Origin of the sequence: Sulfurimonas sp., assembly GCF_023229025.1 — a bacterium.
Classification (GTDB): Bacteria; Campylobacterota; Campylobacteria; order Campylobacterales; family Sulfurimonadaceae; genus Sulfurimonas.
Genome location: NZ_JALOAA010000005.1, coordinates 48814 through 71609, shown reverse-complemented (window position 1 = coordinate 71609; position 22796 = coordinate 48814). Strand labels below are relative to the sequence as shown.

Genomic DNA, 22796 nt, shown 5'->3' with positions numbered 1-22796 from the left:
TTTCACAAAAGAGTCACGCGGGCTTATCCTTGTTACAGGAACTACAGGTAGCGGTAAATCTACAACCCTTGCAGCCATGATACATGAGATAAACATAACACAAAAAAAGCATATTATAACTATTGAAGATCCTATTGAGTTTGTACATAAAGATAGAGGATGTATTATAAATCAGCGCTCGGTTGGACAAGATACGCTCTCTTTTGATAGAGCGCTAAGAGCTGCTCTTCGTGAAGATCCGGACATTATACTAGTCGGTGAGATGAGAGACCGTGAGACAATTGAGCTTGCACTTCATGCAGCAGATACAGGGCATTTAGTCTTCTCAACCCTACATACGGTAGATGCAAAAGAGACTATCAACCGTATTATTGCAATCTTTCCTAATGAGGAGCAAAACCGTGTCCGTCTCTCTCTTGCTAGCGTGTTAAAAGGTGTAATTTCTCAAAGACTTATTCCAACAAAAGAGGATAAACGAATAGCTGCTATGGAGATACTTGTAAAAACTCCTACAATAGAGAAGCTGATTTTAGAGAACCGAGATTATGAGATTAAGGAGGCTATAGAAAAAGGTCGTGAACACTATAAGTCTCAAAGTTTCGATCAACATATTTTGGATATTTACAATGCAGGAATTATCACAAGAGAGAGAGCGAAAGATTATGCTACAAGTGCATCTGACTTAGAGTTAAAAATGAACGGCTTCAATAGTGCAAATGCAGCTAAGTATCTTGATAAGAGCGAGAGAGATAGCGGCGGTAAAACTGTAGATGAGGATGTATTTGATTTAAAATAAGTTTTAACTACAATTAAAGCTTAAGAATGTATAATTCCAAACATTTTTATTAAGGATTTAATATGTTAGAAGGCATTATTAGAGAGAGTATTGGCAAAAAAGGCACAAAAGCACTTCGCCGTGATGGTTATCTAATTGCGAACATCTACGGAAAAGGGCTTGAAAATATTCATGCTGCTTTTAAAGAGAATGAGTATATCCGTACTGTACGTAAAAAAGAGACTTTATCGTTTGGGGTTAAAGTTGGAACAAAAGAGATGAATGTTGTCGTTCAATCATATGAAACACATCCTGTAACAGCTAAACTTTTACATGTTGACCTAATGGTAGCACAACCAGGTGTTGTAACACACTACCATGTACCGGTTATTCCACAAGGTGAAGCAATTGGACTTAAAAACAAAGGTCTTGTACACATTTCAAAACCTCGCCTAAGAGTAAAAGCGGCAATTGAGAATGTTCCAAACAGCATCAATGTTGATGTTACAAAGATGGACGTAGGTGATGCAAAAATGGTACGTGATCTTGCAAAAATAGAGAACGTTACATTCACAGATGCTGATCGTGTATCTGTACTGAGTGTAATTAAAGCTAAGTAATCATGCTAATAGTCGGTCTGGGGAATCCTGGTCCGCAGTATGAGCATACTCGTCATAACATAGGTTTTATGGTTATTGACGAGCTTGTTAAAAGAGTTAATGCTCAAAAACTCTCCTCATCGTCATTTAATGGCGAACTTTTCAAATTTAAAAATCATTTTTTATTAAAACCGCTTACGTTTATGAACTTATCAGGCATCTCTATTGCAGCTGTTAAAAGTTTTTACAAGATAGATGAAGTAGTTGTAATACATGATGATTTGGATCTTCCTTTTGGCACGCTTCGTTTTAAAAAAGGTGGTGGACATGGCGGGCATAATGGGCTTAAATCTACTGATGAAAAGATATCAAGAGAGTACATCAGAGTTAGAATGGGGATAGGAAAACCGGAGTATAAAGGTGAAGTCGTATCTTATGTTTTAAGTAATTTCAGCAAAGATGAGCAAGAGTATTTGAGTAAATGGATCTCATCTGCATGTGAAGCGATTGAGGCTCTACTTGAGAGTTCACTTGAAGATGTAAGCGCCAAGTATACAATTAAAAAATTTCAGCTAAAATAGCATTAAACTTTTAATTGGATTTGCACCTTATGTTAGCTTTTAAATATATCTCTTTTCACTATATAAAATATTTTCTTATTATCCTCTGTGCACTTGTTCTATTTTTAGTTGGATTTGACTACATGGGGAGTGCGGAGAAGCTAGATATTTCGGCAAACTTACTTCTGATATATTTAGTTTATAAAACCTTTTTTGCTATTGATATGCTTCTTCCTCTTTCACTGATTTTTGCTATGATAAGCACAAAAATATTTCTCATACGCTCAAATGCACTAGTCTCTTTTTACTCGCTTGGATACTCAAGGGTAGATATTTTAAAGCCGTTTGTTGTTGTATCTACGGCTATTATCCTTCTTTTTATCTCCTTGCACTCTATCTCAAACTTTGCAAGAGCAGATGAGATGGCTAAAAATATTCGTAAAAATGCACAATATCTAAGTCCAACTAGAGATCTTTTTTTCACATATAAGGATAAGTTCGTATACTTTTCAAAAATGCTCCCACTACAAGAGAGCGCCGAAGATATAAGAGTATTTAGTTTTAAGGACAACTCCTTAAAAGAGGTTTTAGTAGCAAAAAAAGCAAGATATAGAGATGAAGCATGGCATATAAACGTAGCAGATATTATTACCAAGCCCGACGAGATTGATTTTGATTCACTGGGGATAACAGTCACTAAAGAGAAGAACTTAAAAATTCTTCAGGGCTTTCGACCGAAAATGTTAGATCAGGTATATGAGGGCAAAGTTAATTTCACTATAAAAGATGCAATTGATGCGTATATACTTCTAAAAGAGCAAAAAATAAATACAGACCTCGTTAAGAGTTCATTATATAAAATATTTATCTACCCGTTTTTTGTTCCAAGTCTTGTTGTTATTATCTTCTTCTTAGTCCCTATTAGCGTGAGATTTTTAAATGTCTCTCTATTTAGTTTTGGAGCTATTATTTCATCACTTCTAATCTGGGCAGTTCTCTTTGCGCTTATTGAACTCTCTAGTCATAAAACTTTATCAAGCGAAGTAGGCATTGTACTTCCGGTCTTTATTCTTTTTTTAATTGCCTTTAGACAGTGGAGAAAATATCGCTTAGCTACTTAGTAGTAAAGAGGATAGCTCTACTTTTAAAGCAAAGAGTAGCTTGATTTAACTTGCCATAAGGTTTTATAACAAAAATATAAGTACTTTTTAGATAAAATTTCTTAAAAAAATTTGGGATTTTTATGATTAACTTTAAAGAACTAGCAGCTACATATAAAACTCCGCTATATATATATGATTTAGATTACATGACAAATCAGTATAAGAAGCTAAAAGAGGCTTTTAGGGGAAGAAAATCTATCATAGCATATGCTATAAAAGCAAACTCAAACCTTAGCGTTGTTAATCACTTTGCCTCTTTAGGGAGCGGTGCAGATTGTGTCTCAATAGGTGAGGTGCGTCGTGCACTTCTAGCAGGAGTTGCAAACTATAAAATCATCTTCTCGGGTGTCGGTAAGAGTGATGCTGAGATACGCGAAGCTATACAAAAAGATATACTATATATCAACCTCGAGAGCGAAGCAGAACTCGGACGTGTTGAGCTTATAGCAAAAGAGCTTGATGTAGTATGTAGAATTAGCATAAGAGTAAATCCAAACATAGACCCGCAAACCCACCCATATATCTCTACGGGGCTTCATGACAATAAGTTTGGAGTAGATATAAATACGGCTAAAAGAATGTATATTCGCGCAAATAACTCACAATACTTAGAGCCGGTTGGAATTCATTTTCATATAGGTTCTCAGCTTACTGAGTTAAAGCCTATCTATGAATCTGCGGAGATTGTTGCAGATATGGTCCGCTCGCTTATGGGCATAAAAATTGAGTTGAAGTTCTTTGATATAGGTGGCGGATTAGGTATAACCTATAAAGATGAAGTCACAATAGAGCCTTATGATTATGCACAAGCTATACTTAGTACCTTAAAAGGCTTGGACTTAACAATAATCTGTGAACCGGGAAGATTTTTAACTGCTAACGGAGGATATTTTTTAACAAAAGTTCTTTATGAGAAGCAAAATGGCGAAAAAAGATTTGTGGTAGTCGATGGCGGTATGAATGACCTCCTGCGCCCTAGTTTATACAACGCTTATCATAAAATTGAGGCGATTACAGATAGTAAAACGAACGAGAGCGAAGCTGATGTAGTTGGTCCTGTTTGTGAGAGTGGTGACTTTTTTGCAAAAAACTATATGTTGCCAAAGCTAGAGCATAATGATTTACTTCTTATTCATAGTGCCGGAGCTTACGGCTTTGGAATGGGGAGTAACTACAATACAAGAGGCAGAAGTGCTGAGGTTGCCATTAAAGACGGCAAAGCAAAACTTATTCGCAGACGCGAAGAGTTTGAAGATCTAATTGCATTAGAGAAAGAGTTTTTGGTTAAATAAGATGTATTTCATTGATGTTCAGGGTACGTTAATTAGCGATATAGACAAATCTCCAATTCGTGGAAGCATTGCATTTATAGAGAAGCTTAATGAAAAAAATATCCCTTATGTCATTATTACAAATAACACAAAAAAAGCCTCTAAATCTTTTTATGATTATCTTGTCTCTATCGGCTTTAATTTTAAATTTTCATCATATCTCGACCCCTTAATGCTTTTAGAGTCACGTGTAAAAAAAGATGCAGTTGCAGCGTATGGAGCAGAGGAGTTTTTGGAGGTTTTAAAAAAGATGGGCTACACCCTGAATTACAAAAACCCAAAAACGGTACTAGTCGCGATAAAAGAGGACTTTTGCGCCGATGAGTATGCACAGATGATAGAGTTTTTACTCGGCGGTGCATCACTAATAGGGATGCATGAGACATCTATATATGCGAAAAACAACAAAAGATATCCTGGAGTTGGTGCGATTTTAAAGATGCTTGAATTTTCAACATCGGTCAGCTACGATGTAGTCGGCAAGCCAAGCCCCTCATTTTATAATGAGGCTTTAAGTATGCTTCGTAAGCAAAACAGCAGTGCCGAGTTTAGTGATATAACTATTATCAGCGATGATGTAAAAGGTGATTTAGGAGGGGCAAAAGAGATGGGCATGAAGACAATATTTGTTACAAGCGGAAAGTATAAGAGTGCCGATGAGATACTCCCTTTTTTAAAAGAGGAGTTAAAACCTGATTTAGTTTATGCTGACATGCAAGAAATTTTGGAGACGTTATGAGAACTTTAGATGAGTGTAGAAGTGCTATAGATACTATTGATGACGATGTGTTAAAACTTCTTAACAAAAGAATGGAGATCGTCAAAGAGGTAGGAAAGATAAAAAAAAGCAGTGACGGTACGATTTATAGACCCGAGAGAGAAAAAGCGATTTTGCAGAGATTGACTCAAAAGAGTATAGAGCAAAACGGTGCCTTAAATGCTGCTGCTATCGAGGCTATATTTTTAGAGATTTTTGCGGTCTCTAGAAATTTAGAACTTCCGGAGAGAATAGCATATCTCGGTCCTGAGGGGAGCTTTACGCATCAAGCTGCCGAGAGTCGTTTTGGTGCTATGAGTGACTATCTCTCTCTTGGCTCAATTCAATCTGTCTTTAAAACACTTGAAGCAAAAAGAGCAAAATTTGGTGTAGTGCCCATAGAGAACTCAAGAGACGGGATTGTCGGTGAGACCCTTGATCTGCTTGCAAAAAGTTCTGTAAAAATAGTAGCTGAGTTATATATGCCTATTCATATGTCGTTTGCGACAAAGGCAAAAAAACTGAGCCAAATTACCAAGATATACTCTAAAGATAAGGGATTTGGGCAGTGCAGGGAGTTTTTACAAGAACACAACCTTATAAATGTTGAGCAAATTCCCGTTGAGTCAACTGCAAAAGCGGCAATTTTAGCAGCAGAGAATCCAAATGCCGCCGCAATTTGCAGCCATATAGCGGCAAAGCTCTACGGTGTTCCTACTATGTTTGACCATGTTGAAGATGATATAGGCTCTCAGACACGGTTTGTTATTTTGAGTGATTTTAAAAATGAGAAAAGCCAAGAGGATAAGACATCTATTCTTGTAAGATTAAAAGATTCTATAAAAGCCGGTGCTCTTGTTCACTTTTTACAAGATTTTGATAAAAAAAATATAAATCTATCTAAAATAGAGTCACGCCCGCTAAAAGAGAAGGGTGGTTTTGACTATCTATTTTTTATGGATTTTTACGGTCATATAGATGATGAGAATATTCAAGAAGTGTTAGAGAATCATAAAGAAGAGGTAACTTGGCTTGGAAGCTACATAAAAGGTGAAGAGATTGAAGTTTAATAAAAATTTGCAAAATATTAAAACATATGAGGCTGGAAAGCCAATAGAGTTGGTTGTAAAAGAGTACGGTATAGAGCCAAAAAATATCATAAAGCTTGCATCAAACGAGAACCCTTACGGCTGTTCCCCGAGAGTTATAAGTGCAGTTAGTGCGATATTGCCAAAGATGGCACTCTACCCTGATGACTCCATGATAAAGCTAAAAAATGCTTTGAGTGCGAGATATGGGGTACAAAACAGCAATGTAATCATTGGCTCGGGAAGCGATCAAGTAATAGAGTTTCTCATACATGCAAAAGCAGATTCGGGTTCAAAAATATTGATGAACTCTATAACATTTGCCATGTATGAGATATATGCAAAACATGTCGGTGCCGAAGTTATAAGAACAGCTTCACAGGAGCATAATCTGGATGAATTCTATGAGCTTTACAAAAAAGAGAAGCCGGAGATAATCTTTATTTGCACCCCCAACAATCCAACTGGAGATGCCTTAGATGCAGATGAGATATATGACTTTTTAAAGAAGATAGATAGTGATACATTAGTTGTAATAGATGGTGCATATATGGAGTATGCAATACATAAAGACCCTAAAAAAGAGTTAGTAGTAAAAGAGCTTATAGAAGAGTTTGAAAATGTAATATATCTGGGTACTTTTTCAAAGGCATATGGCCTTGGCGGCATGAGAGTCGGATATGGCTTGGCAGACTCTAAAATAGTAGATGAGCTATATAAGCTAAGACCACCCTTTAATATAACAACGTTATCTCTTGAAGCTGCAAGTGTGGCTCTTGGTGATGAGGAGTTTGTGAAAAAAAGTATAACTCTAAATTTTGAGCAGATGAAACGCTACGAAGAGTTTGCAAAAGAGCAAAAAATAGATATAATAAACAGTTATACTAATTTTGTGACGTTGTGTTTAAACTCAAAACAGGACTCTACAGTGATATCAAATCAGCTCCTCAAAAAAGGGATGATAGTTAGAAATTTAAGCAGTTATGAGATGAATGCAATTAGAGTTACGGTTGGAACAGATGAGCAAAATAGTCGTTTTTTCAAGCTTGTAACACAATTTTTGTAGCTTTAGGGGGTTGTAGGGACTTTACTCCCTGCCTTCAAGACGGATGAGTTCGTTTTGAAGTGTTATATAAGATAAGATAATGGGAAATTGATGGATTTTAAGGTACTTTTTTCACAACTAGTCGTTTTGTATGACAAATTGACTAAGCAACAAAAGTTTATTATAGGCTTAGCCGTTGCCGGTATTGTCGCGTTTTTAGTTTTTATGGTTGTCTATACAGCTAACAAAGATGCAACAAGTAAATATGAAGTACTTTTTGACTCTTTAACTTCAGAAGATGCGGCTAAGGTAGTTGAACAGTTGGAAAAAGACAACGTACCTTATGAGCTGCTTGATAAAAATGTTATAAAAGTTCCTAAGAGTATGGTCTATAAAGAGCGTATAGCAATTGCTTCCTTGGGAATCCCTAAAAATAGCGGCGTTGGGTTTGAGCTTTTTGATAGTCAAGAGTTTGGAGCAACCAGCTTTGATCAAAATATAAAGTATCTTCGTGCTCTAGAGGGTGAGCTATCAAGGACGATAAATGCGTTAGCACCAATTGAGCGTGCAAGTGTTAGTTTGGCCCTTCCAAAAGAGACACTATTTGTCGAGAGACAGGTAGAGCCAACAGCATCAGTAATGCTTCAGTTAGTTGAAGGAAGAAGACTCTCTTCAAGGCAGATAAGAGGTATTAAAAATCTAGTAGCTGCTGCAGTGCCAAATCTTACTTCAGCTAATGTTATGCTAATAGACAGTGACGGGGAGACTTTGGGTGACGAGGATGAGATGGCTCAAATGGGTGAGTTATCAAGTGTTCAGCAGAGCTATAAGACAAAAGAAGAGAAGAAGAAGCAGAAAAAAATAATAGAAGTCATCTCTCCGTTTGTGGGCGGAGAGGAAAAAGTTGTAGCTCAGGTTACAATAGAGTTTGACTTCTCTATTAAAAGCTCAACATCTGAGACGTATGACCCTGAAAATGTTGTCAGAAGCGAGCAGGTAAGCGAAGAGAAGAGAGAGGGTGCAACTCCGGCAGAAGTTGGCGGAGTTCCCGGAACTGTTAGTAATATCGGTCCAGTTGAAGGTCTCTCAAGCAATCAAACAACTGAGAAGTATGAGAAAAACACCGGTACTACAAACTACGAGGTCGGAAAAACCGTCTCAACTATAAAAAGTGAATTTGCGCGAATCAAGAGAGTTACTGCGGCAGTTGTGGTAGATGGTAAGTATAAGTATAAAGTTGATTCAGAGGGTAATCCTACCGATGAGCTTGAGTATGAGCCGCTATCTGAGAGCGATTTAGAAGCACTCTCCGCTTTAGTTAGTCGATCTATCGGTATAAATGAGGAGAGAGGCGATAAGATAAGTGTTCAAAACTTACAGTTTAAGTTGCCTGAGGTTGATGAAGCTCGTAAAAGAGTAAATCAAGCGGTTACATTTTCTCAAACCTACTTAGCTCCATTTTCTGAGCTCTTTAAGTATATTTTTGTTCTTCTGCTTCTTTTTGTGCTTTATAAAAAAGTTATCGCTCCTTTTGCGCAGAGAATGCTTGAAATCTCAAAAGAAGAGGATGAGATTGGCAAGCCTATGCTAGATATTGAAAATGATGCAGATGAGGACTTGGTAGAAAAAGTTCAATCAATGCGCCGCAAAGTTGAAGAGCAGTTAGGGGTTGGAGAGGGATTTAGCGAAGATGAGCTTAAATATGATGTTCTTCTTGAGAAAGTTCGCGGTATGATTGATGAGTCTCCGGAGGCGGTAGCACTTGTTCTTCAAGCTTTAATGACAGAAGAAGCGGATATAACATATAAATAGAGGAAAAAGCAGATGAATCTAAGTCCGACACAGCAAGCAAAATTTGATGAGATGAGTATGGCAGAGAAGATTGCAATACTGCTCATGCAGATGGGTGAAGATGCTACTGCTGCTATATTCTCAAATATGAATATTGATGCCATTACAGAAATCTCAAAACATATTGCTAAAAATAAAAGTGTAGAAAAGTCCGTTGCAACAGCAATTCTTGAGGAGTTTTATGCGATTTTTCAATCCGGTCAGTTTATAACATCAGGTGGATTGGAGTATGCAAGAGAGCTTCTTTATAGAACACTTGGTCCGGAAGAGGCTAAGAAAATCTTAGATAAACTCTCAAAAAGTATGCAAGAGACCCAGAATTTTGCATATCTCTCAAAAATAAAGCCTCAACAGCTATCAGATTTTATTATCAATGAGCACCCTCAGACAATTGCACTGATATTAGCACATATGGATGCAACCGAAGCTGCTGACACACTGCAGTATTTTCCTGATGATCTTAGAAGTGAGGTCTCCATGAGAATGGCTAAGCTTGGAGATATATCGCCTTCCGTAATCAAAAGGGTCTCAGCCGTGCTAGAGTCAAAACTTGAATCACTCGCTTCATATAAAGTTGAAGTCGGCGGACCTCGTGCAGTTGCAGACATATTCAACCGCCTTGGCGCAAAAGCTTCTAAAGAGACACTTGCTAAGATTGAAGAGAGAGATGAGGAGATGTCAAGTCTTATTAAAGAGATGATGTTTACATTTGAAGATATAGAGACACTTGATAAAAATGCAATTGTCGAGGTTCTAAAAGCTATAGATAAGCCTGACTTGATGCTTGCACTCAAAAGCGCTACGGAAGAGCTTAAAGAGAAATTCTTTAGTGCTATGAGTGAGAGAGCAAAAGAGGCATTTGAAGAGGAGATGCAATTTATGGGTGCTGTTAAGATGAAAGATGTTGAAAGCGCTCAAAGAAGAATTGTAGAAGCGGTAAACGGTCTTGCTGAGGGCGGAGTTATTCAGCTTGGAAGTTCAACTGAAGAGATGGTAGAGTAGTTTGTCAAGTATAATCACCAATAAAAAAATAGATAAGCATAATGTTGATAAGTATAACTTCAAAGTATTAGCTATCGGTTCAGAAAATAGCAAAGAAGAGGTTGCCCAATCTGTACTAGCAGAAAAGAAGCCTGCTGTTGAAATGCCGCAGCCAATTGCCCCAAAAGAGGTTGATGCAACGGCAATGAGTTCAAGCTCTAAAGACTCCCTAATAGAGTCTCTTCTAAAAAAAACCGATGAGATGTCCTCTAATTTTATAAAGCTTCAGATGAAGCTTGAAGATATGAGCCAAGAGCATAAGACAGAGCTTGAAAAAGTTAAAGAAGAGTCTTATGCAAGCGGGGTAGAAGCAGGCAAAGAGCTAAAAACAAAAGAGGATGAAAAAAACCTCAAAGAGACTCTATCCATGTACTCAGAATCAATTGCAAAACTTGAGAGTAGCGCGAAGGAGTTTGAGAGCGCATTAGAAGGAATTAAGAGTGAGTTGATAAGCGCTGCACTAGATATAGCAAAAGAGGTAATCAAGGTTGAGCTTCAAGAGAACTCAAATGAGATTGCAAAAACTTTGGCAAAAGAGTTGATAAAAGAGTTACAAAGCGCATCAAAAGTTGCTTTGCGGGTCAATCCAAAAGATCACGGGGCAATCTCTCAAGTTGTCGGTTCTTTAGCGCATGTAGAAGTCATCTCTGACTCTGCGGTGAGTCTTGGCGGAGTTATAGCTATCAGCGATGCAAGCAATATAGACGCACAAATAAGTAAAAGATTTGAACGTGTAAAAAGAGCAGCATTAAGTGAGTGAAAAATTGATAAATATAAAAAAAAGTAATATTAAAGAGTTAGAACTGCTCTGCAAAGAGATAAGAGAAGATATTTTAAGAGTAGTGAGTAAAAATGGCGGACATTTAAGTTCGACTCTCGGTGCTACAGAACTTATTGTTGCCATGCATAAAGTCTTTGATAGTAAAAAAGATCCATTTATATTTGACGTATCGCATCAATCTTATGCACATAAGCTTATAACAGGAAGGCATAAAGAGTTTGACACTCTAAGACAGTTTAATGGCATATGCGGATATACAAAGCCAAGTGAGAGTGAACATGACTACTTTGTAGCAGGGCATAGTTCCACGTCTATATCTTTGGGTGTCGGTGCGGCTAAAGCTATCGCATTAAAAGGTGAGCAGGATTCCAGAGTTCCCGTTATTATGATCGGTGATGGAGCGATGACGGCAGGTATGGTTTATGAAGCGCTTAATGAGCTGGGTGATAGAAAATACCCTATGGTAATTATACTAAACGATAATGAGATGAGTATATCAAAACCGATAGGCGCAATAAGTCGTATACTCAGCTCTGCCATGGCTTCTCCGTTTTACCAAAACTTTAAAAAACATACCGAAAATTTTGTCGATAACTTTGGAGATAGTGCCAGATATATAGCAAAAAGAATGGAGGAGTCTCTAAAGCTCATTACTCCGGGGATTATGTTTGAGGAGATGGGGATTGACTACATTGGACCGGTTGATGGACATAATCTTGCTTCACTTATAGAGATACTTCAAAAAGCCAAAGAGCTTAAAAAGCCGGTAATAGTTCATGCGCAGACCATTAAAGGTAAAGGGTATGAGATAGCTGAAGGTCAAGAGGAGAAGTGGCATGGAGTGGGTCCTTTTGATATAGATAGCGGAGCGGCATTTAAGAAAAGTACGGCAAAAAGTGCTACGCAGATATATGCTGAGGCACTTTTACATCTTGCAAAACATAATGATAAGATAGTAGGTGCAACCGCTGCCATGCCAAGTGGAACAGGGATAAATGAGTTGATGGAAGTTTATCCGGATAGATTTTGGGATGTTGCAATTGCAGAGCAGCATGCCATTACATCTATGGCGGCACTCGCAAAAGAGGGGTTTAAACCGTTTTGTACAATCTACTCCACTTTTTTGCAACGCGGGTATGATCAGATTATACATGACACCTGCTTGATGAATCTTCCTGTTGTTTTTGCGCTTGATCGTGCCGGAATAGTAGGAGAGGATGGGGAGACGCACCAAGGCGTTTTTGATGTAAGTTTTTTAAGAGCAATTCCAAATATGACTCTTTTTGCACCAAGAGATGAGAAGAGTTTTCATCAGGCAATGGCATTTGCGGCGCAGTATCCTTATCCGTGCTCACTTAGATATCCAAGAGGTTCGTTTACTCAAACTGACTTGCCAGAATCTTTGCCTTTTGAGTTGGCAAAATCTCAGCTTCTTCGCTCAAACAGTACTGATATTTTGTTTATCGGCTATGGTAACGGTGTGGGCCGAGCCTATGAGACAGCAAAACTTTTGGATTTTGAAGTAAGCATACTTGATTTAAGATTTGTAAAGCCGCTTGATGAAGATATGCTTATGACAATGGCAAAAAAACATAAAAAATGGTTTATCTTTAGCGATACTGCAAAAATAGGTGGAGTAGCAAGTGCTATTTTAGAGTTTTTATCTGAGAAAAAAATTCTAAACGTAGAGGTTGTGAGTTTTGAGTATGAGGATAAGTTTATAACTCATGGAAATACAAAACAGGTTGAGGAGTCTTTAGGGCTTTTACCGTCTCAATTGGCAAAAAAGATTACTGATTTAACATTATAACGCCGGCAAACCTTCCTGTTTTTGCCTCTGCTCTGTAGGAGAAGTAGTGCTGTGTGTTGCAACATGTACACTCATTTAAAAATCCGATATTTTCACTATTTATCCCGCATGCCGATAGTTGAGATAGTAAGATTTTGTTAATATCAAGATAAAAACTATCCTCTCTTTTTTGCATGGCATACTCTAAGCCCAACCCTTTTGCCTCTTTATAAATCTCACTGCCCACTTCATAACAACATACTCCGATAGTAGCACCGATGCTTACATGTAGATTCTCTACTTTAGTGCCAAATGCGCTTTGCATTGTTTGAACTACATTATTGATTATATTTTTAAATGCACCTGCGCGTCCTGCATGAGCTGCAGCAATAACTTTTTTCTCATTATCATAAAATAAAATCGGTGAGCAGTCAGCCACCATAACCATAAGCGGAGTATTAGGCTTGTTTGTAACAAGGGCATCACATGTCGGAGGTGTGTTAAACCCTTCATCCTTTACAATATGTACAATATCGGAGTGAATCTGATTCATATATATAAGCGAATTTTTTTCATACTCCAACTCTTGTGCTAAAAGCTCATGATACTCTTGAACGCTTAGCTCATCGTCACCGACATGAAACGCAAGATTGCCACTATCTCTTGTGGTAAAAGCATGTTTTAGGTCTGCAAAATTGTTTAATATGTTACTATGATAAAATTTCATATAATGATTATAACAAAAAACAGGGGTCAATTTTGAGTAAATTTAGTTTATATCCGGTAACTTTGGATGGTTTGGACGCAGAAGTAAAAAGAGAGGAGATTAGAGCATATTTTCACAATACATTTAATATTTTTGAGAAGATTTTTGACGTTTTAAAAGATGATGATGTCTTTTATATGCAGTCGGAGGCGACTCGTCACCCAATGATATTTTATTTTGGACATACTGCAACCTTTTTTATAAATAAACTGATTTTTATGAAGATAATAAAAGAGCGCATAAATCCTGAATTTGAGTCTATATTTGCCGTGGGTGTAGATGAGATGGCATGGGATGATACGCAAAGCGGACACTACAGATGGCCAAGTGTAGAGGAGGTTAGGGCATATAGGGCAAAAGTCAGAGAAGTAGTCGATGAACTTATCACGACTCTGCCTCTAAGCCTGCCTATTACAAAAAAATCCCCCATGTGGATTGTACTTATGGGAATTGAACATGAACGTATTCATATTGAGACCTCGTTAGTTTTGCATCGTCAAATGCCGCTTGAGCATGTAAAAGAGGTAGAGGAGTTCAATATATGTTCTCATAGTAGTATTGCGCCTAAAAATGAGATGCTTAAGGTAGATGGCGGTGATGTTGTTTTGGGAAAAGATGACTCCGATAATCTCTATGGTTGGGATAATGAGTATGGAGAGTATATAGAGAGTGTTGGGGATTTTAAGGCATCTAAATATCTGGTAAGTAACAGCGAGTTTATGGAGTTTGTAAATGCAGGCGGATATGAGAGCGATGAGTATTGGGATGAAGAGGGGAGAAAGTTTCTAGAGAAAAGTGGTGCAAAACATCCGACTTTTTGGGTGCTTGAAGACAAAGAGTATAGATACAGAACCCTCTCAAAGATAATAGATATGCCGCTAGATTGGCCCGTAGATGTAAATGCGCTAGAAGCAGAGGCATTTTGTCGCTATAAGAGCAAAAAGGATGGAGTTGTCTACTCTTTGCCTAGTGAAGCCGAATATAGATTGATTTATGATTATGCAAAGTTAGAGGATATCCCGGATTTTCATGAGAGTAGAGCAAACTTGAATTTTTATCACTACTTTAGCTCATGCCCCGTAAATGAGTTTGGTTTTAACGGTATATATGATGTTGTCGGAAATGTTTGGCAGTGGAGCAAAACACCTATATTTGGATTTGATGGTTTTGCTATCCATCCTGCTTATGATGACTTCTCTGTACCTACTTTTGACAATAAACACTCACTTATACTAGGCTCATCATGGGCTAGTAGCGGAAATCTTATCATGAAGTATTCACGTTATGCATTTCGCAAGCACTTTTATCAAAATGCAGGCTTTAGGTATGTTATATCAAGCTTGAGTGCAAAGGTTCAGAGTGATATATATGAGAGCGATGAATTAGTATCGCAGTATTGTGAATTTCAGTATGGAGATGAAGAGTTTGGCGTTGAAAACTTTGCAGTAGCATGTGCTAGAATAGCTGCAGAATTTGCAACAAATACTGAAAAAGCCCTTGATTTGGGATGTGCAACAGGGCGAGCATCATTTGAACTTGCTAAGAGCTTTGATGAGGTAGAGGGGATTGATTTCTCGGCTAGATTTATAAGTGTTGGCGTAAAACTAAAGGATGAGGGCTACTTGGCTTATAGGGTAAAAACAGAGGGCGATTTAAGCGAGGATAAAAAGGTTACGATAGAAGAGCTTGGTTATGAGAGCGTGAAAGATAGAGTCTCTTTTTGGCAGGGGGATGCATGTAACTTAAAGCCAAACTTTAACTCCTATGATTTGGTCATGGCGACAAATCTTATAGACAGACTTTACAATCCAAGACTATTTTTAAAGAGCGTTCATGAGAGATTAAATGAGGAGGGGGTCTTGATGCTAACATCTCCATACACATGGCAGGAGAGTTCAACCAAAAAAGAGTTCTGGCTTGGTGGCTACAGAGATGATAGCGGCAAAGAGATAAAAACAATAGATACGTTAAAAGAGATTTTAGGCAAAAAATTTGAACTCATTCATCTACAGAATTTGGAGTTTGTCATAAAAGAGACGGCTAGAAAGTTTCAGCATAGTATTGCAGAGGTGAGCGTGTGGAGAAAGAGGTGAGTTATAACTTTTTAACCTCTGCGCCAAGGGAAGATACAAATGCCGAGAAGTATGTTTTAAGAGAGAAGCTCTTTGGGAGCCAAGATGTGCTTCCGGCATGGGTGGCAGATATGGATATAGATACACCTCCGTTTGTTCTTGAAGCCGTAAAACAAAGGCTTGAACATCCAATCATTGGTTATGAAGAGGTTCCAGATAGTGCATTTTTGGCTCAGGCAGAGTGGATGAAAAAAGAGCATAACGTAACTTTTGAGTTAGAAGATATGCTCTACTCGCACTCCGTAGTAGCGAGTATAAATGTAGCCATAGAGGCTTTTAGTGAAGTAGGCGATAAGATAATAGTCCAAACTCCGGTTTACTCTCCGTTTTTTCATAGCGTCTTAGAGCATGAGAGAGAGCTTCTTAAGAATCCTCTAAAGCAGAGTGAGGATGGAAGTTACACTTTTGATATAGATGATTTGAGGGCAAAGATAGATAGTAAAACAAAACTTCTACTTTTATGCTCTCCACATAATCCGGTTGGACGTGCTTGGAGAAGAGATGAGTTAGTGCAGATTTTAGAACTCTGCCTTGAACATAATATAATAGTCTTTAGTGATGAGATCCACTGTGATCTAGTTTATGCACCAAAGAGGCATATACCCTTTGCCTCCCTCTCTAAAGAGGCAAGAGATATTAGCGTAACGGCAATAGGAGTCGGCAAGACGTTTAATATGGCTGGATTTGCCATGAGCAGCGTGGCAATACCGGATAAAAATCTTAGAGATAAATTCTTAAAAGTCTATAATCGTATCCATTTTGCACATGGAAGTTCTCTCTCACATGTAGCTTTTGAAGCGGCATATACAGAGAGTAATGAGTGGCTAAAAGAGCTCAAAGAGCATCTTTTTAAAAACTACAACATGTTAAAAGAGGTATGTGGAAAATATCCGCAACTTATAAAAATAGTGCCCATTGAGGCGACATATTTAGCTTGGCTTGATTGTAGAGGGATGGGGGTTCGTGATAAAGTGCTGAGAGACTTTTTTGTCAAAGAGGCAAAATTAGGGCTTAGTGCAGGGATAAGTTTTGGCAGAGAGGGGAGCGGTTTTATGAGATTGAACTTTGCCGTTACTTCTGATAAAATGTCGCAAATAATAAAAAATTTACAAAAGGCATTAAAGAATTTTAGGAGAGAGAGTTGATTGATATAAACTGGGATGAGTTTAAATTTTTTAAGCAGTACAGCGAGAAGAAAGATGATAACTTTGAGGTGCTCTTAGACTTTCTAAAAAGTTACTACTCCATGACAAATATTAAAGAGATGTATGAGACGATGGCAAATGACGATATCGCGCAGATGATGCTAAATAAGCGGGATATATGCTCGGTAGAAGATCTAGAGAAGCATCTTTTTAGAAACTTCAATGTCGCAAAATAATCTAGCAAAGATAGCCTCATTTTTGGCTAAACATCATGTTTTGACTCTAGCTACATCCGATGGATTAAAGCTTAGTGCGTGCAACCTTTTTTATGCCTATGATTTGCAAAAAACTTCATTTGTAGTTGCAAGCAGCGATGAAACTGAGCATATAAAAAATACTTCAAAAAATCCATCGGTTGCAGGAACGGTTGTTTTAGAGACAAAAACTGTAGGCAAGATAGAGGGAGTTCAGTTTAGAGGTGAGTTCTCAGAGAGTGAGGATGATGAGTTAAAAAAGCTCTATTTTAAAACTTTTCCATATGCTCTTGCTATGAATCCGAAGCTTTGGCAGATAAAGATTAACTACTTCAAACTAACGGACAATACCTTAGGATTTGGCAAAAAGATTATTTGGAAGGCTTCTTCTCTTTAAACATAGTGCAGTCACTTCCGCTACTTTGAAACACCATAAGCGAGGGTATTTGCGCTGATTTAAATCCATATGCTTTGCATCCATGCGGTCTTTTTGCTTCCCATGTAACAAAATAGTATTGACATCTTCTACAGTTAATTCTTTTCATGCAAGCTCTTAGTTTAAGTGCGCTATTTTAGCATATTTGGTACAATGCCCCATAAAATAAAGCAACTAGTTGCCCCTTGAGGGTATGAAACAGATTAAAGGAAGAGTGATGGATAAGATATTGTTGATGCTGCAACTTCAAGCCGATTTAAATGAAGCAACAAACGGAGATAAGTGGACTGAGGGAGTTACAAAAAACGGTAAGCTTATAAACTGGAGAAGATGTATATATATGGAGTGCGCAGAGATGATTGACTCCTTTACGTGGAAGCATTGGAAAAATATAGACCAAGAGGCAGATTGGGATAATCTACAAGTTGAAGTTGTAGATGTCTGGCACTTTATTATGAGTTTAGCGATAGAGAACTACTCTCAAACCCTAAGAGGGCAAGTTGAAGATTTGGCAATAGATATCTCAGAGTTACAGAGTTTTAAAAAGATAGATACAGAAGATGAACTATTTGCAAAACAGGATGAGACTATCTACAAGATAGAGTCTATTATGATAGAGGCTCTATCTAGGGATTCGCTACAACTTGAGAAGCTTTTAGGTGATTTTTTTGATTTGGTGCTTATGAGCGGACTCAACCTTGAGAGCCTCTATAAGCTTTATGTAGGGAAAAATATCTTAAACCAATTTAGACAAGATAACGGTTATAAAGAGGGCTCTTATATCAAAGTATGGGCAGGGGAAGAGGATAATGTAGTAATGAAGAGAGTTTTAGAGCAAGACAGCGGCATAAAACCTGATGCTCTATACAGAGAGCTTACAAAACTCTATTTGGCACTAAATAAGAGTTAAGTGTTGAGCAGCTTATTAGATATAAAAAACCTCTCCTTTGGTTATACAAAAGAGCTACTGCTTTTTGAGGAACTTTCACTCTCTTTAAAAAAAGGGGAGATAAAAGCGATTGTTGGAGAAAGCGGAGCGGGGAAGAGTACTCTCTTTGAACTAATAGTCGGCAATCTTGTTCCGCTCTCTGGAGCTATTAAAAGCTCACGTACTTCGGAGGTTTTTCAAGACCCCTATAGCTCTTTTCACCCAAGCTATACACTTTTAAATCAGATAAAAGATGTCGCAAATATAGATGAGCTTGATTTCTATCTAAAAAATATAAATCTAGATTATGAACTTCTTTTAAAGTTACCTCATGAGCTCTCAGGCGGGCAACTTCAACGCGCTTCAATCCTTCGTGCAATGCTTATGAAGCCTGAGCTACTTCTGCTTGATGAGCCTACTTCTGCACTTGATAATATTATTCAGCTTGAAGTCATGAGTATGCTTATCAAACATCTCGATAGAATGGGAATGTTGCTTATTACGCATGATTTGGATTTGGCTAAGTGGTGCGCCGATGAGATTATTATGATTTGAGGCGGTTTATTTTATAAATAGCTTTGCTAGATAAAAACCGCTTCCAGCCATAATAATTGTGCCAAAAGCATTGAGTGATATATTTATAGCCGCTAAAAGTATATGACCGCCGCTTAACAGTAAAAAGCTCTCAAATGCAAATGCAGAGTATGTTGTAAGAGCACCTAGTACTCCGGTAGAAAGAAAAGATTTCATATGCAAAGAAAATATTGTCGTGTACATAAAATAGGCAATTAAGATACCCATTAAAAAACTTCCTATCAAGTTTACACCAAGTGTTCCATACGGCAGGTCGTGCGGAACTTTATGTGAGATAAGGCCGTTAAAGTAGGCTCTAAGCACTGCGCCTATAAAACCGCCGCTACCTATGGCTAGGATTGTTTGCCAGCTCATCGTCATACACCTTTTGCATTTTATTGCGCAGATTACTTAACCACTTATCGTCACTCTTATCCGCGATAAACGACTCTAAAAAGATTGCCTTTATACGTCCGGGTTTATAATAGAACTCTTTTATGTTGTAATATTTTGATGTCTGCATTAAAACAACAGGCTGAACACGAAGCTTGTTAGCATCAGCTATAATCTTTGCTCCGGATTTAAAGGGAAGCATAGTGCCTGTAGTAGAGCGTGTACCCTCTGGAAACATAGTTATAACTCTGTTAGTTTTAAGAATACGTTTAGCATCTCTTAGAAGCTTGATTAGAGATGTTTTGCTCTCTCTCTCAACAGCTATATCTTTTGGCATTTTAAGAATTAAACCAAAAAAAGGCATATCAAACAACTCTTTTTTTGCAACCCATGTAATATCTCTTTTGCTAATTGTCTCCATCACTACAATATCCAAATCACTTTGATGATTTAGCAAAAACATCTGCGCATCAGGGTCCTCTTTTCCTTCAACTTCAACTGTGAAAAAGATTCCTATTCTAATAAGCCAAGCAGATAATTTTCTGCTGTAAGGTCTTGGAAGAATATGAAAGGTAAGAATCATAATAGTAAGGGATGTAGCTATTATGATTGTTGCAAAGAGCCAACTAACGTGAGCAAATATCTTCATTTTTTACCCATCCTATTTTTTCATTTTCTAACAGCACTTTTACCCAGCCTTTTATCTCATCCTCTTGTTTAAGATGATATACGCTTGAAGTAGTCTCAAATATTGTTCCGTTTACAAGGGGAAGAAGATAGATATTTGAGTTCTCCTTGATGCAGACCTCTTTTGAAGGAGAGCCAACATATGCTATATATGTTAGAGGCAAGAGTATAAAGATAAGATATATATATTTTCGTCTCCATAAGATTATAAAAAAAGCAATTACGGCAACAGCTGCGGCTGCTGCCATTTTAAGTATCTCATGAGATTGGTTTTTTGGTTTTAAGTCACTTTGCGTTGTCACACTGTCATCATCAACGATGATTGGTATATAGATAGGGATAAATCTATTTTTTTCTAAATTAAAGTATGAGAATGATAAGTTTTCTAGTTTTTTATCTATTATTGCATAGTATGTAATTTTTGAGTCAAAGTAAGACTCTGTAATAGATTCTACCCCTTGCTTATAGACATTGTTTAGAGAAAGAGCCGAAATATCGCAATTAGAAGCAGTAGCTACAAATACTACTATGTTATGAAGGGCGTCATAGCTTGTAGTTTTGTACTCAAGTATCTCAAACTCCTTTGCCACAATATGAGAGAAATCTTTTTTTGGATTCAAGGAGATGACATTTAACTCTTTACCGAGCAGTGTTGTAGGTCTGCTCTCCTCATTATTATTACCTATTAGAGTAGCTGTAAAATCAGGAAGTCTGATTGTGCTTGATGTTGCTAAAAAATGAAAAGTTTCATAGTAGTATCTTGAGTCAATCTCTCTTGATGGGAATTCACTTAGAAGCTTTAACCCCTGTGAGTTTGTGGCAGTATAGGTAATGTCCATAAAATCCTTAACCGTAGATAGAGCTTTTATGGTAACGGTAAATATCTCGCCCTCTAGTACTCTTGATGGAATTTTCTCATAGCTTAGATAGATTACTTTTGGAAGGTTCTCTATCTCACTATTGCTCATAAATGTAGTATTATTAATATTTTGGGTATTAGTAGAGTTATTTAAGTCAACACTCTGTGCAGATGCTAGGAGAAAAACGCATACTAAGAGAAAAAGTCTCACGCTTTTAGAAATCCTTGTAACATCTTAAGTCCGTCATCGCTTCCGAGAATTTTTTCCATTGCACGTTCAGGGTGAGGCATAAGTCCAAAAACATTTCTCTCTCTGTTACAGATTCCTGCAATAGCGTCTATACTGCCGTTTGGATTTTTAATATCCCCATCTTCATCGCAATACTTTAAAAGAACTTGATTATTTTCATAAAGCTCTTTTAGACCGTCTTGATCTATATAGTAGTTTCCGTCATGATGAGCTATTGGAATATTTACAACATCACCGTTGCTCAACTCTTCTAAAAATATATTGTCGTTATCTATAACTTTTAGGTGATGATGCTTTGAGATAAAGTGAAGGCTCTCGTTTCTCTTTAGCGCACCGGGAAGCAGCCCTGCTTCAGTTAAAACTTGAAATCCGTTACAGATACCTAAAACTTTTCCACCGCTGTTTGCATATTTTGCCACTGCCTTCATAACGGGAGAGAATTTTGCAATAGCTCCGCTTCTTAAGTAGTCTCCATAGCTAAATCCTCCGGCAACTACTAAGAGGTCTGTGTCAGATGGAACACTCTGCGACTTATGCCATAAAATCTCCGTTTTAGCGCCAAGTTTTTCAAAAGCATACTGTGTATCATATTCGCAGTTCGTGCCGGGAAACTGTAAAATAGTTACTTTCATTTTACCAACTCTATGTTGTAGTCTTCAATTACGGTGTTTGCAAGAAGCTCTTCGCACATCTTTGTAACATCTGCCATAGCTTTTGTCTCATCACTCTCATCTAGGTTCAAAACTATCTGCTTTCCGATACGAACATCACTTACATTATTAAAGTGCAGAGACTCTAATGCATGGTGGACGGCTTTACCTTGAGAGTCTAATACTCCGGCTTTTAAAAATACGTTTACTATAACTTTCATCATCTTTATTTCCCTAAAATTCTATTTAAAACTTGTTCGTATGCAACAGTTAGTCCGCCTAAACCTTGACGGAATCTGTCCTTATCCATCTTTTCACCGCTTGCCATATCCCAAAAACGGCAATTGTCAGGGCTAATCTCATCTATAAGAATAATATTGCCGCTACTATCTTTTCCAAACTCAAGTTTAAAGTCAACTAGATTAAGACCTTTAGAGGCGAAATAAGGCTTAAGGATATCATTTATCTGTCTTGCCATTCGGCGAAGTTTGTCAAGCTCATCTTGAAAATTAACCAAACCGAGGATAAGTGCATGTTGGTCGTTTAGTTTAGGATCACCCAATGCATCATTCTTGTAGTCAAACTCAACTAGAGTAAAAGGAAGAACCGTTCCATCTTTTATACCTAGGTTACGGCTTAGACTGCCCGTTGCAATATTGCGAACGATAACTTCTATGAGAATAACCTCTGTCTTTTTATGAAGCATATGGTTATCATCAAGCATCTTTACAAAGTGTGTCTGTATGCCCTCTGCCTCTAAAAGCTTAAAGAGTTCTGTTGAAATCTTGTTGTTAAGCGCACCTTTTCCCGCTTCGCTAGATTTTTTCTCTCCGTTAAACGCAGTCAAGTCATCTTTAAACTCTGAGATAAGAAGGTTTTCATCATCAGTCGTAAACAGTTTTTTTGCTTTTCCCTCGTAGAGGACCTCTCTCTTTTGCATCTT

Annotated in this window: 26 protein-coding genes; 18 read left to right on the top strand and 8 right to left on the bottom strand. The window is 37.6% G+C overall.

From position 1 onward, the window contains the following. The 12 genes from M0Q20_RS02465 to dxs form a co-directional block, all read left to right on the top strand. On the top strand, nucleotides 1–796 hold a 796-nt coding region (locus M0Q20_RS02465; protein ID WP_295058513.1), incomplete at its 5' end, for a type IV pilus twitching motility protein PilT. Nucleotides 797–858: 62 nt separating this feature from the next. Then, entirely contained in the window at nucleotides 859–1395 is a 537-nt protein-coding gene (locus M0Q20_RS02460; RefSeq protein ID WP_295058511.1) for a 50S ribosomal protein L25/general stress protein Ctc, read from the top strand. A gap of 2 nt (nucleotides 1396–1397) precedes the next feature. Then, nucleotides 1398–1955, top strand: a complete 558-nt coding sequence (gene pth / locus M0Q20_RS02455; protein ID WP_295058509.1) for an aminoacyl-tRNA hydrolase — start codon at nucleotides 1398–1400, stop codon at nucleotides 1953–1955. A gap of 29 nt (nucleotides 1956–1984) precedes the next feature. Beyond that, nucleotides 1985–3055: an LptF/LptG family permease gene (locus M0Q20_RS02450; protein WP_295058507.1), complete on the top strand. Its 1071-nt coding sequence runs from the start codon at nucleotides 1985–1987 to the stop codon at nucleotides 3053–3055. Nucleotides 3056–3177: 122 nt separating this feature from the next. Beyond that, nucleotides 3178–4389, top strand: a complete 1212-nt coding sequence (gene lysA, locus M0Q20_RS02445; protein WP_295058506.1) for a diaminopimelate decarboxylase — start codon at nucleotides 3178–3180, stop codon at nucleotides 4387–4389. 1 nt (nucleotide 4390) lies between these two features. After that, nucleotides 4391–5167 carry an HAD-IIA family hydrolase gene (locus tag M0Q20_RS02440; RefSeq protein WP_295058503.1) on the top strand — a complete coding sequence of 259 codons (777 nt, stop codon included), beginning with the start codon at nucleotides 4391–4393 and terminating at the stop codon, nucleotides 5165–5167. Beyond that, a complete protein-coding gene (gene pheA / locus M0Q20_RS02435; protein WP_295058501.1) occupies nucleotides 5164–6255 on the top strand; it encodes a prephenate dehydratase in 1092 nt (363 codons plus the stop codon). The genes M0Q20_RS02440 and pheA overlap by 4 nt, the downstream gene beginning before the upstream one ends. Further along, nucleotides 6245–7339 carry a histidinol-phosphate transaminase gene (gene hisC / locus M0Q20_RS02430; RefSeq protein WP_295058499.1) on the top strand — a complete coding sequence of 365 codons (1095 nt, stop codon included), beginning with the start codon at nucleotides 6245–6247 and terminating at the stop codon, nucleotides 7337–7339. The genes pheA and hisC overlap by 11 nt, the downstream gene beginning before the upstream one ends. Before the next feature lie 90 nt (nucleotides 7340–7429). Continuing rightward, a complete protein-coding gene (gene fliF, locus M0Q20_RS02425) occupies nucleotides 7430–9130 on the top strand; it encodes a flagellar basal-body MS-ring/collar protein FliF (protein WP_295058497.1) in 1701 nt (566 codons plus the stop codon). A gap of 12 nt (nucleotides 9131–9142) precedes the next feature. Then, a complete protein-coding gene (gene fliG, locus M0Q20_RS02420) occupies nucleotides 9143–10171 on the top strand; it encodes a flagellar motor switch protein FliG (protein ID WP_295058495.1) in 1029 nt (342 codons plus the stop codon). A gap of 1 nt (nucleotide 10172) precedes the next feature. Continuing rightward, on the top strand, nucleotides 10173–10970 hold the full coding sequence (fliH, locus tag M0Q20_RS02415) for a flagellar assembly protein FliH (RefSeq protein ID WP_295058493.1): 798 nt from the start codon (nucleotides 10173–10175) through the stop codon (nucleotides 10968–10970). A 7-nt stretch (nucleotides 10971–10977) separates the two neighbouring features. Further along, nucleotides 10978–12801, top strand: a complete 1824-nt coding sequence (gene dxs / locus M0Q20_RS02410; RefSeq protein ID WP_295058528.1) for a 1-deoxy-D-xylulose-5-phosphate synthase — start codon at nucleotides 10978–10980, stop codon at nucleotides 12799–12801. Here the strand turns inward: dxs and pgeF are convergent. Further along, complete coding sequence (pgeF, locus tag M0Q20_RS02405) at nucleotides 12782–13507, bottom strand: peptidoglycan editing factor PgeF (protein WP_295058491.1); 726 nt, start codon at nucleotides 13505–13507, stop codon at nucleotides 12782–12784. The genes dxs and pgeF overlap by 20 nt on opposite strands. Nucleotides 13508–13539: 32 nt before the next feature. On the opposite strand from pgeF, the gene ovoA reads away from it, so the two are divergent. The 4 genes from ovoA to M0Q20_RS02385 are packed head-to-tail and all read left to right on the top strand — an operon-like array spanning nucleotide 13540 to nucleotide 17474. Continuing rightward, nucleotides 13540–15639: a 5-histidylcysteine sulfoxide synthase gene (gene ovoA / locus M0Q20_RS02400; RefSeq protein ID WP_295058489.1), complete on the top strand. Its 2100-nt coding sequence runs from the start codon at nucleotides 13540–13542 to the stop codon at nucleotides 15637–15639. Next, nucleotides 15624–16823 carry a PatB family C-S lyase gene (locus tag M0Q20_RS02395; protein WP_295058487.1) on the top strand — a complete coding sequence of 400 codons (1200 nt, stop codon included), beginning with the start codon at nucleotides 15624–15626 and terminating at the stop codon, nucleotides 16821–16823. Before ovoA ends, M0Q20_RS02395 begins: the two co-directional genes overlap by 16 nt. Further along, nucleotides 16820–17059 carry a hypothetical protein gene (locus M0Q20_RS02390; RefSeq protein WP_295058485.1) on the top strand — a complete coding sequence of 80 codons (240 nt, stop codon included), beginning with the start codon at nucleotides 16820–16822 and terminating at the stop codon, nucleotides 17057–17059. Before M0Q20_RS02395 ends, M0Q20_RS02390 begins: the two co-directional genes overlap by 4 nt. After that, nucleotides 17046–17474: a pyridoxamine 5'-phosphate oxidase family protein gene (locus tag M0Q20_RS02385; protein WP_295058483.1), complete on the top strand. Its 429-nt coding sequence runs from the start codon at nucleotides 17046–17048 to the stop codon at nucleotides 17472–17474. The genes M0Q20_RS02390 and M0Q20_RS02385 overlap by 14 nt, the downstream gene beginning before the upstream one ends. Here M0Q20_RS02385 and M0Q20_RS02380 read toward each other — a convergent pair. Continuing rightward, nucleotides 17449–17622: a uracil-DNA glycosylase gene (locus M0Q20_RS02380; RefSeq protein WP_295058482.1), complete on the bottom strand. Its 174-nt coding sequence runs from the start codon at nucleotides 17620–17622 to the stop codon at nucleotides 17449–17451. The two genes, M0Q20_RS02385 and M0Q20_RS02380, sit on opposite strands and share 26 nt — an antisense overlap. A 108-nt stretch (nucleotides 17623–17730) precedes the next feature. Between M0Q20_RS02380 and M0Q20_RS02375 the strand changes: the two genes are divergently transcribed. Together M0Q20_RS02375 and M0Q20_RS02370 are read left to right on the top strand one after the other, a co-directional pair. Then, nucleotides 17731–18423 carry a dUTP diphosphatase gene (locus tag M0Q20_RS02375; protein WP_295058480.1) on the top strand — a complete coding sequence of 231 codons (693 nt, stop codon included), beginning with the start codon at nucleotides 17731–17733 and terminating at the stop codon, nucleotides 18421–18423. Nucleotides 18424–18426: 3 nt separating this feature from the next. Continuing rightward, on the top strand, nucleotides 18427–18996 hold the full coding sequence (locus M0Q20_RS02370; protein WP_295058479.1) for an ATP-binding cassette domain-containing protein: 570 nt from the start codon (nucleotides 18427–18429) through the stop codon (nucleotides 18994–18996). A gap of 6 nt (nucleotides 18997–19002) precedes the next feature. On the opposite strand, the gene M0Q20_RS02365 is transcribed toward M0Q20_RS02370, so the two are convergent. Genes M0Q20_RS02365 through purC form a run of 6 tightly spaced genes read right to left on the bottom strand, consistent with a single transcriptional unit; the run spans nucleotide 19003 to nucleotide 22793 of the window. Further along, nucleotides 19003–19389, bottom strand: coding sequence for a CrcB family protein (locus M0Q20_RS02365; RefSeq protein ID WP_295058477.1), 387 nt, complete (start codon nucleotides 19387–19389; stop codon nucleotides 19003–19005). Further along, complete coding sequence (locus M0Q20_RS02360; protein WP_295058475.1) at nucleotides 19358–20056, bottom strand: 1-acyl-sn-glycerol-3-phosphate acyltransferase; 699 nt, start codon at nucleotides 20054–20056, stop codon at nucleotides 19358–19360. The genes M0Q20_RS02365 and M0Q20_RS02360 overlap by 32 nt, the downstream gene beginning before the upstream one ends. Then, nucleotides 20034–21164, bottom strand: a complete 1131-nt coding sequence (locus M0Q20_RS02355) for a hypothetical protein (protein ID WP_295058473.1) — start codon at nucleotides 21162–21164, stop codon at nucleotides 20034–20036. Before M0Q20_RS02355 ends, M0Q20_RS02360 begins: the two co-directional genes overlap by 23 nt. Continuing rightward, a complete protein-coding gene (purQ, locus tag M0Q20_RS02350) occupies nucleotides 21161–21835 on the bottom strand; it encodes a phosphoribosylformylglycinamidine synthase I (protein ID WP_295058472.1) in 675 nt (224 codons plus the stop codon). Before purQ ends, M0Q20_RS02355 begins: the two co-directional genes overlap by 4 nt. Continuing rightward, nucleotides 21832–22074 carry a phosphoribosylformylglycinamidine synthase subunit PurS gene (gene purS, locus M0Q20_RS02345; RefSeq protein WP_295058526.1) on the bottom strand — a complete coding sequence of 81 codons (243 nt, stop codon included), beginning with the start codon at nucleotides 22072–22074 and terminating at the stop codon, nucleotides 21832–21834. The genes purQ and purS overlap by 4 nt, the downstream gene beginning before the upstream one ends. 5 nt (nucleotides 22075–22079) lie before the next feature. Continuing rightward, nucleotides 22080–22793 carry a phosphoribosylaminoimidazolesuccinocarboxamide synthase gene (purC, locus tag M0Q20_RS02340; protein WP_295058470.1) on the bottom strand — a complete coding sequence of 238 codons (714 nt, stop codon included), beginning with the start codon at nucleotides 22791–22793 and terminating at the stop codon, nucleotides 22080–22082. Nucleotides 22794–22796 lie beyond the last annotated feature (3 nt).

Bases quoted from the DNA above. Each gene is read 5' to 3' on its own strand.
- lysA (WP_295058506.1), top strand. From the start codon at position 3,178: ATGATTAACTTTAAAGAACTAGCAGCTACATATAAAACTCCGCTATAT.
- M0Q20_RS02365 (WP_295058477.1), bottom strand. From the start codon at position 19,389: ATGAGCTGGCAAACAATCCTAGCCATAGGTAGCGGCGGTTTTATAGGC.
- purQ (WP_295058472.1), bottom strand. From the start codon at position 21,835: ATGAAAGTAACTATTTTACAGTTTCCCGGCACGAACTGCGAATATGAT.
- fliG (WP_295058495.1), top strand. From the start codon at position 9,143: ATGAATCTAAGTCCGACACAGCAAGCAAAATTTGATGAGATGAGTATG.
- M0Q20_RS02385 (WP_295058483.1), top strand. From the start codon at position 17,046: ATGTCGCAAAATAATCTAGCAAAGATAGCCTCATTTTTGGCTAAACAT.
- M0Q20_RS02450 (WP_295058507.1), top strand. From the start codon at position 1,985: ATGTTAGCTTTTAAATATATCTCTTTTCACTATATAAAATATTTTCTT.
- fliF (WP_295058497.1), top strand. From the start codon at position 7,430: ATGGATTTTAAGGTACTTTTTTCACAACTAGTCGTTTTGTATGACAAA.
- pheA (WP_295058501.1), top strand. From the start codon at position 5,164: ATGAGAACTTTAGATGAGTGTAGAAGTGCTATAGATACTATTGATGAC.
- purS (WP_295058526.1), bottom strand. From the start codon at position 22,074: ATGAAAGTTATAGTAAACGTATTTTTAAAAGCCGGAGTATTAGACTCT.
- M0Q20_RS02375 (WP_295058480.1), top strand. From the start codon at position 17,731: ATGGATAAGATATTGTTGATGCTGCAACTTCAAGCCGATTTAAATGAA.
- pth (WP_295058509.1), top strand. From the start codon at position 1,398: ATGCTAATAGTCGGTCTGGGGAATCCTGGTCCGCAGTATGAGCATACT.
- pgeF (WP_295058491.1), bottom strand. From the start codon at position 13,507: ATGAAATTTTATCATAGTAACATATTAAACAATTTTGCAGACCTAAAA.
- M0Q20_RS02380 (WP_295058482.1), bottom strand. From the start codon at position 17,622: ATGAAAAGAATTAACTGTAGAAGATGTCAATACTATTTTGTTACATGG.
- purC (WP_295058470.1), bottom strand. From the start codon at position 22,793: ATGCAAAAGAGAGAGGTCCTCTACGAGGGAAAAGCAAAAAAACTGTTT.
- M0Q20_RS02440 (WP_295058503.1), top strand. From the start codon at position 4,391: ATGTATTTCATTGATGTTCAGGGTACGTTAATTAGCGATATAGACAAA.
- M0Q20_RS02360 (WP_295058475.1), bottom strand. From the start codon at position 20,056: ATGAAGATATTTGCTCACGTTAGTTGGCTCTTTGCAACAATCATAATA.
- M0Q20_RS02460 (WP_295058511.1), top strand. From the start codon at position 859: ATGTTAGAAGGCATTATTAGAGAGAGTATTGGCAAAAAAGGCACAAAA.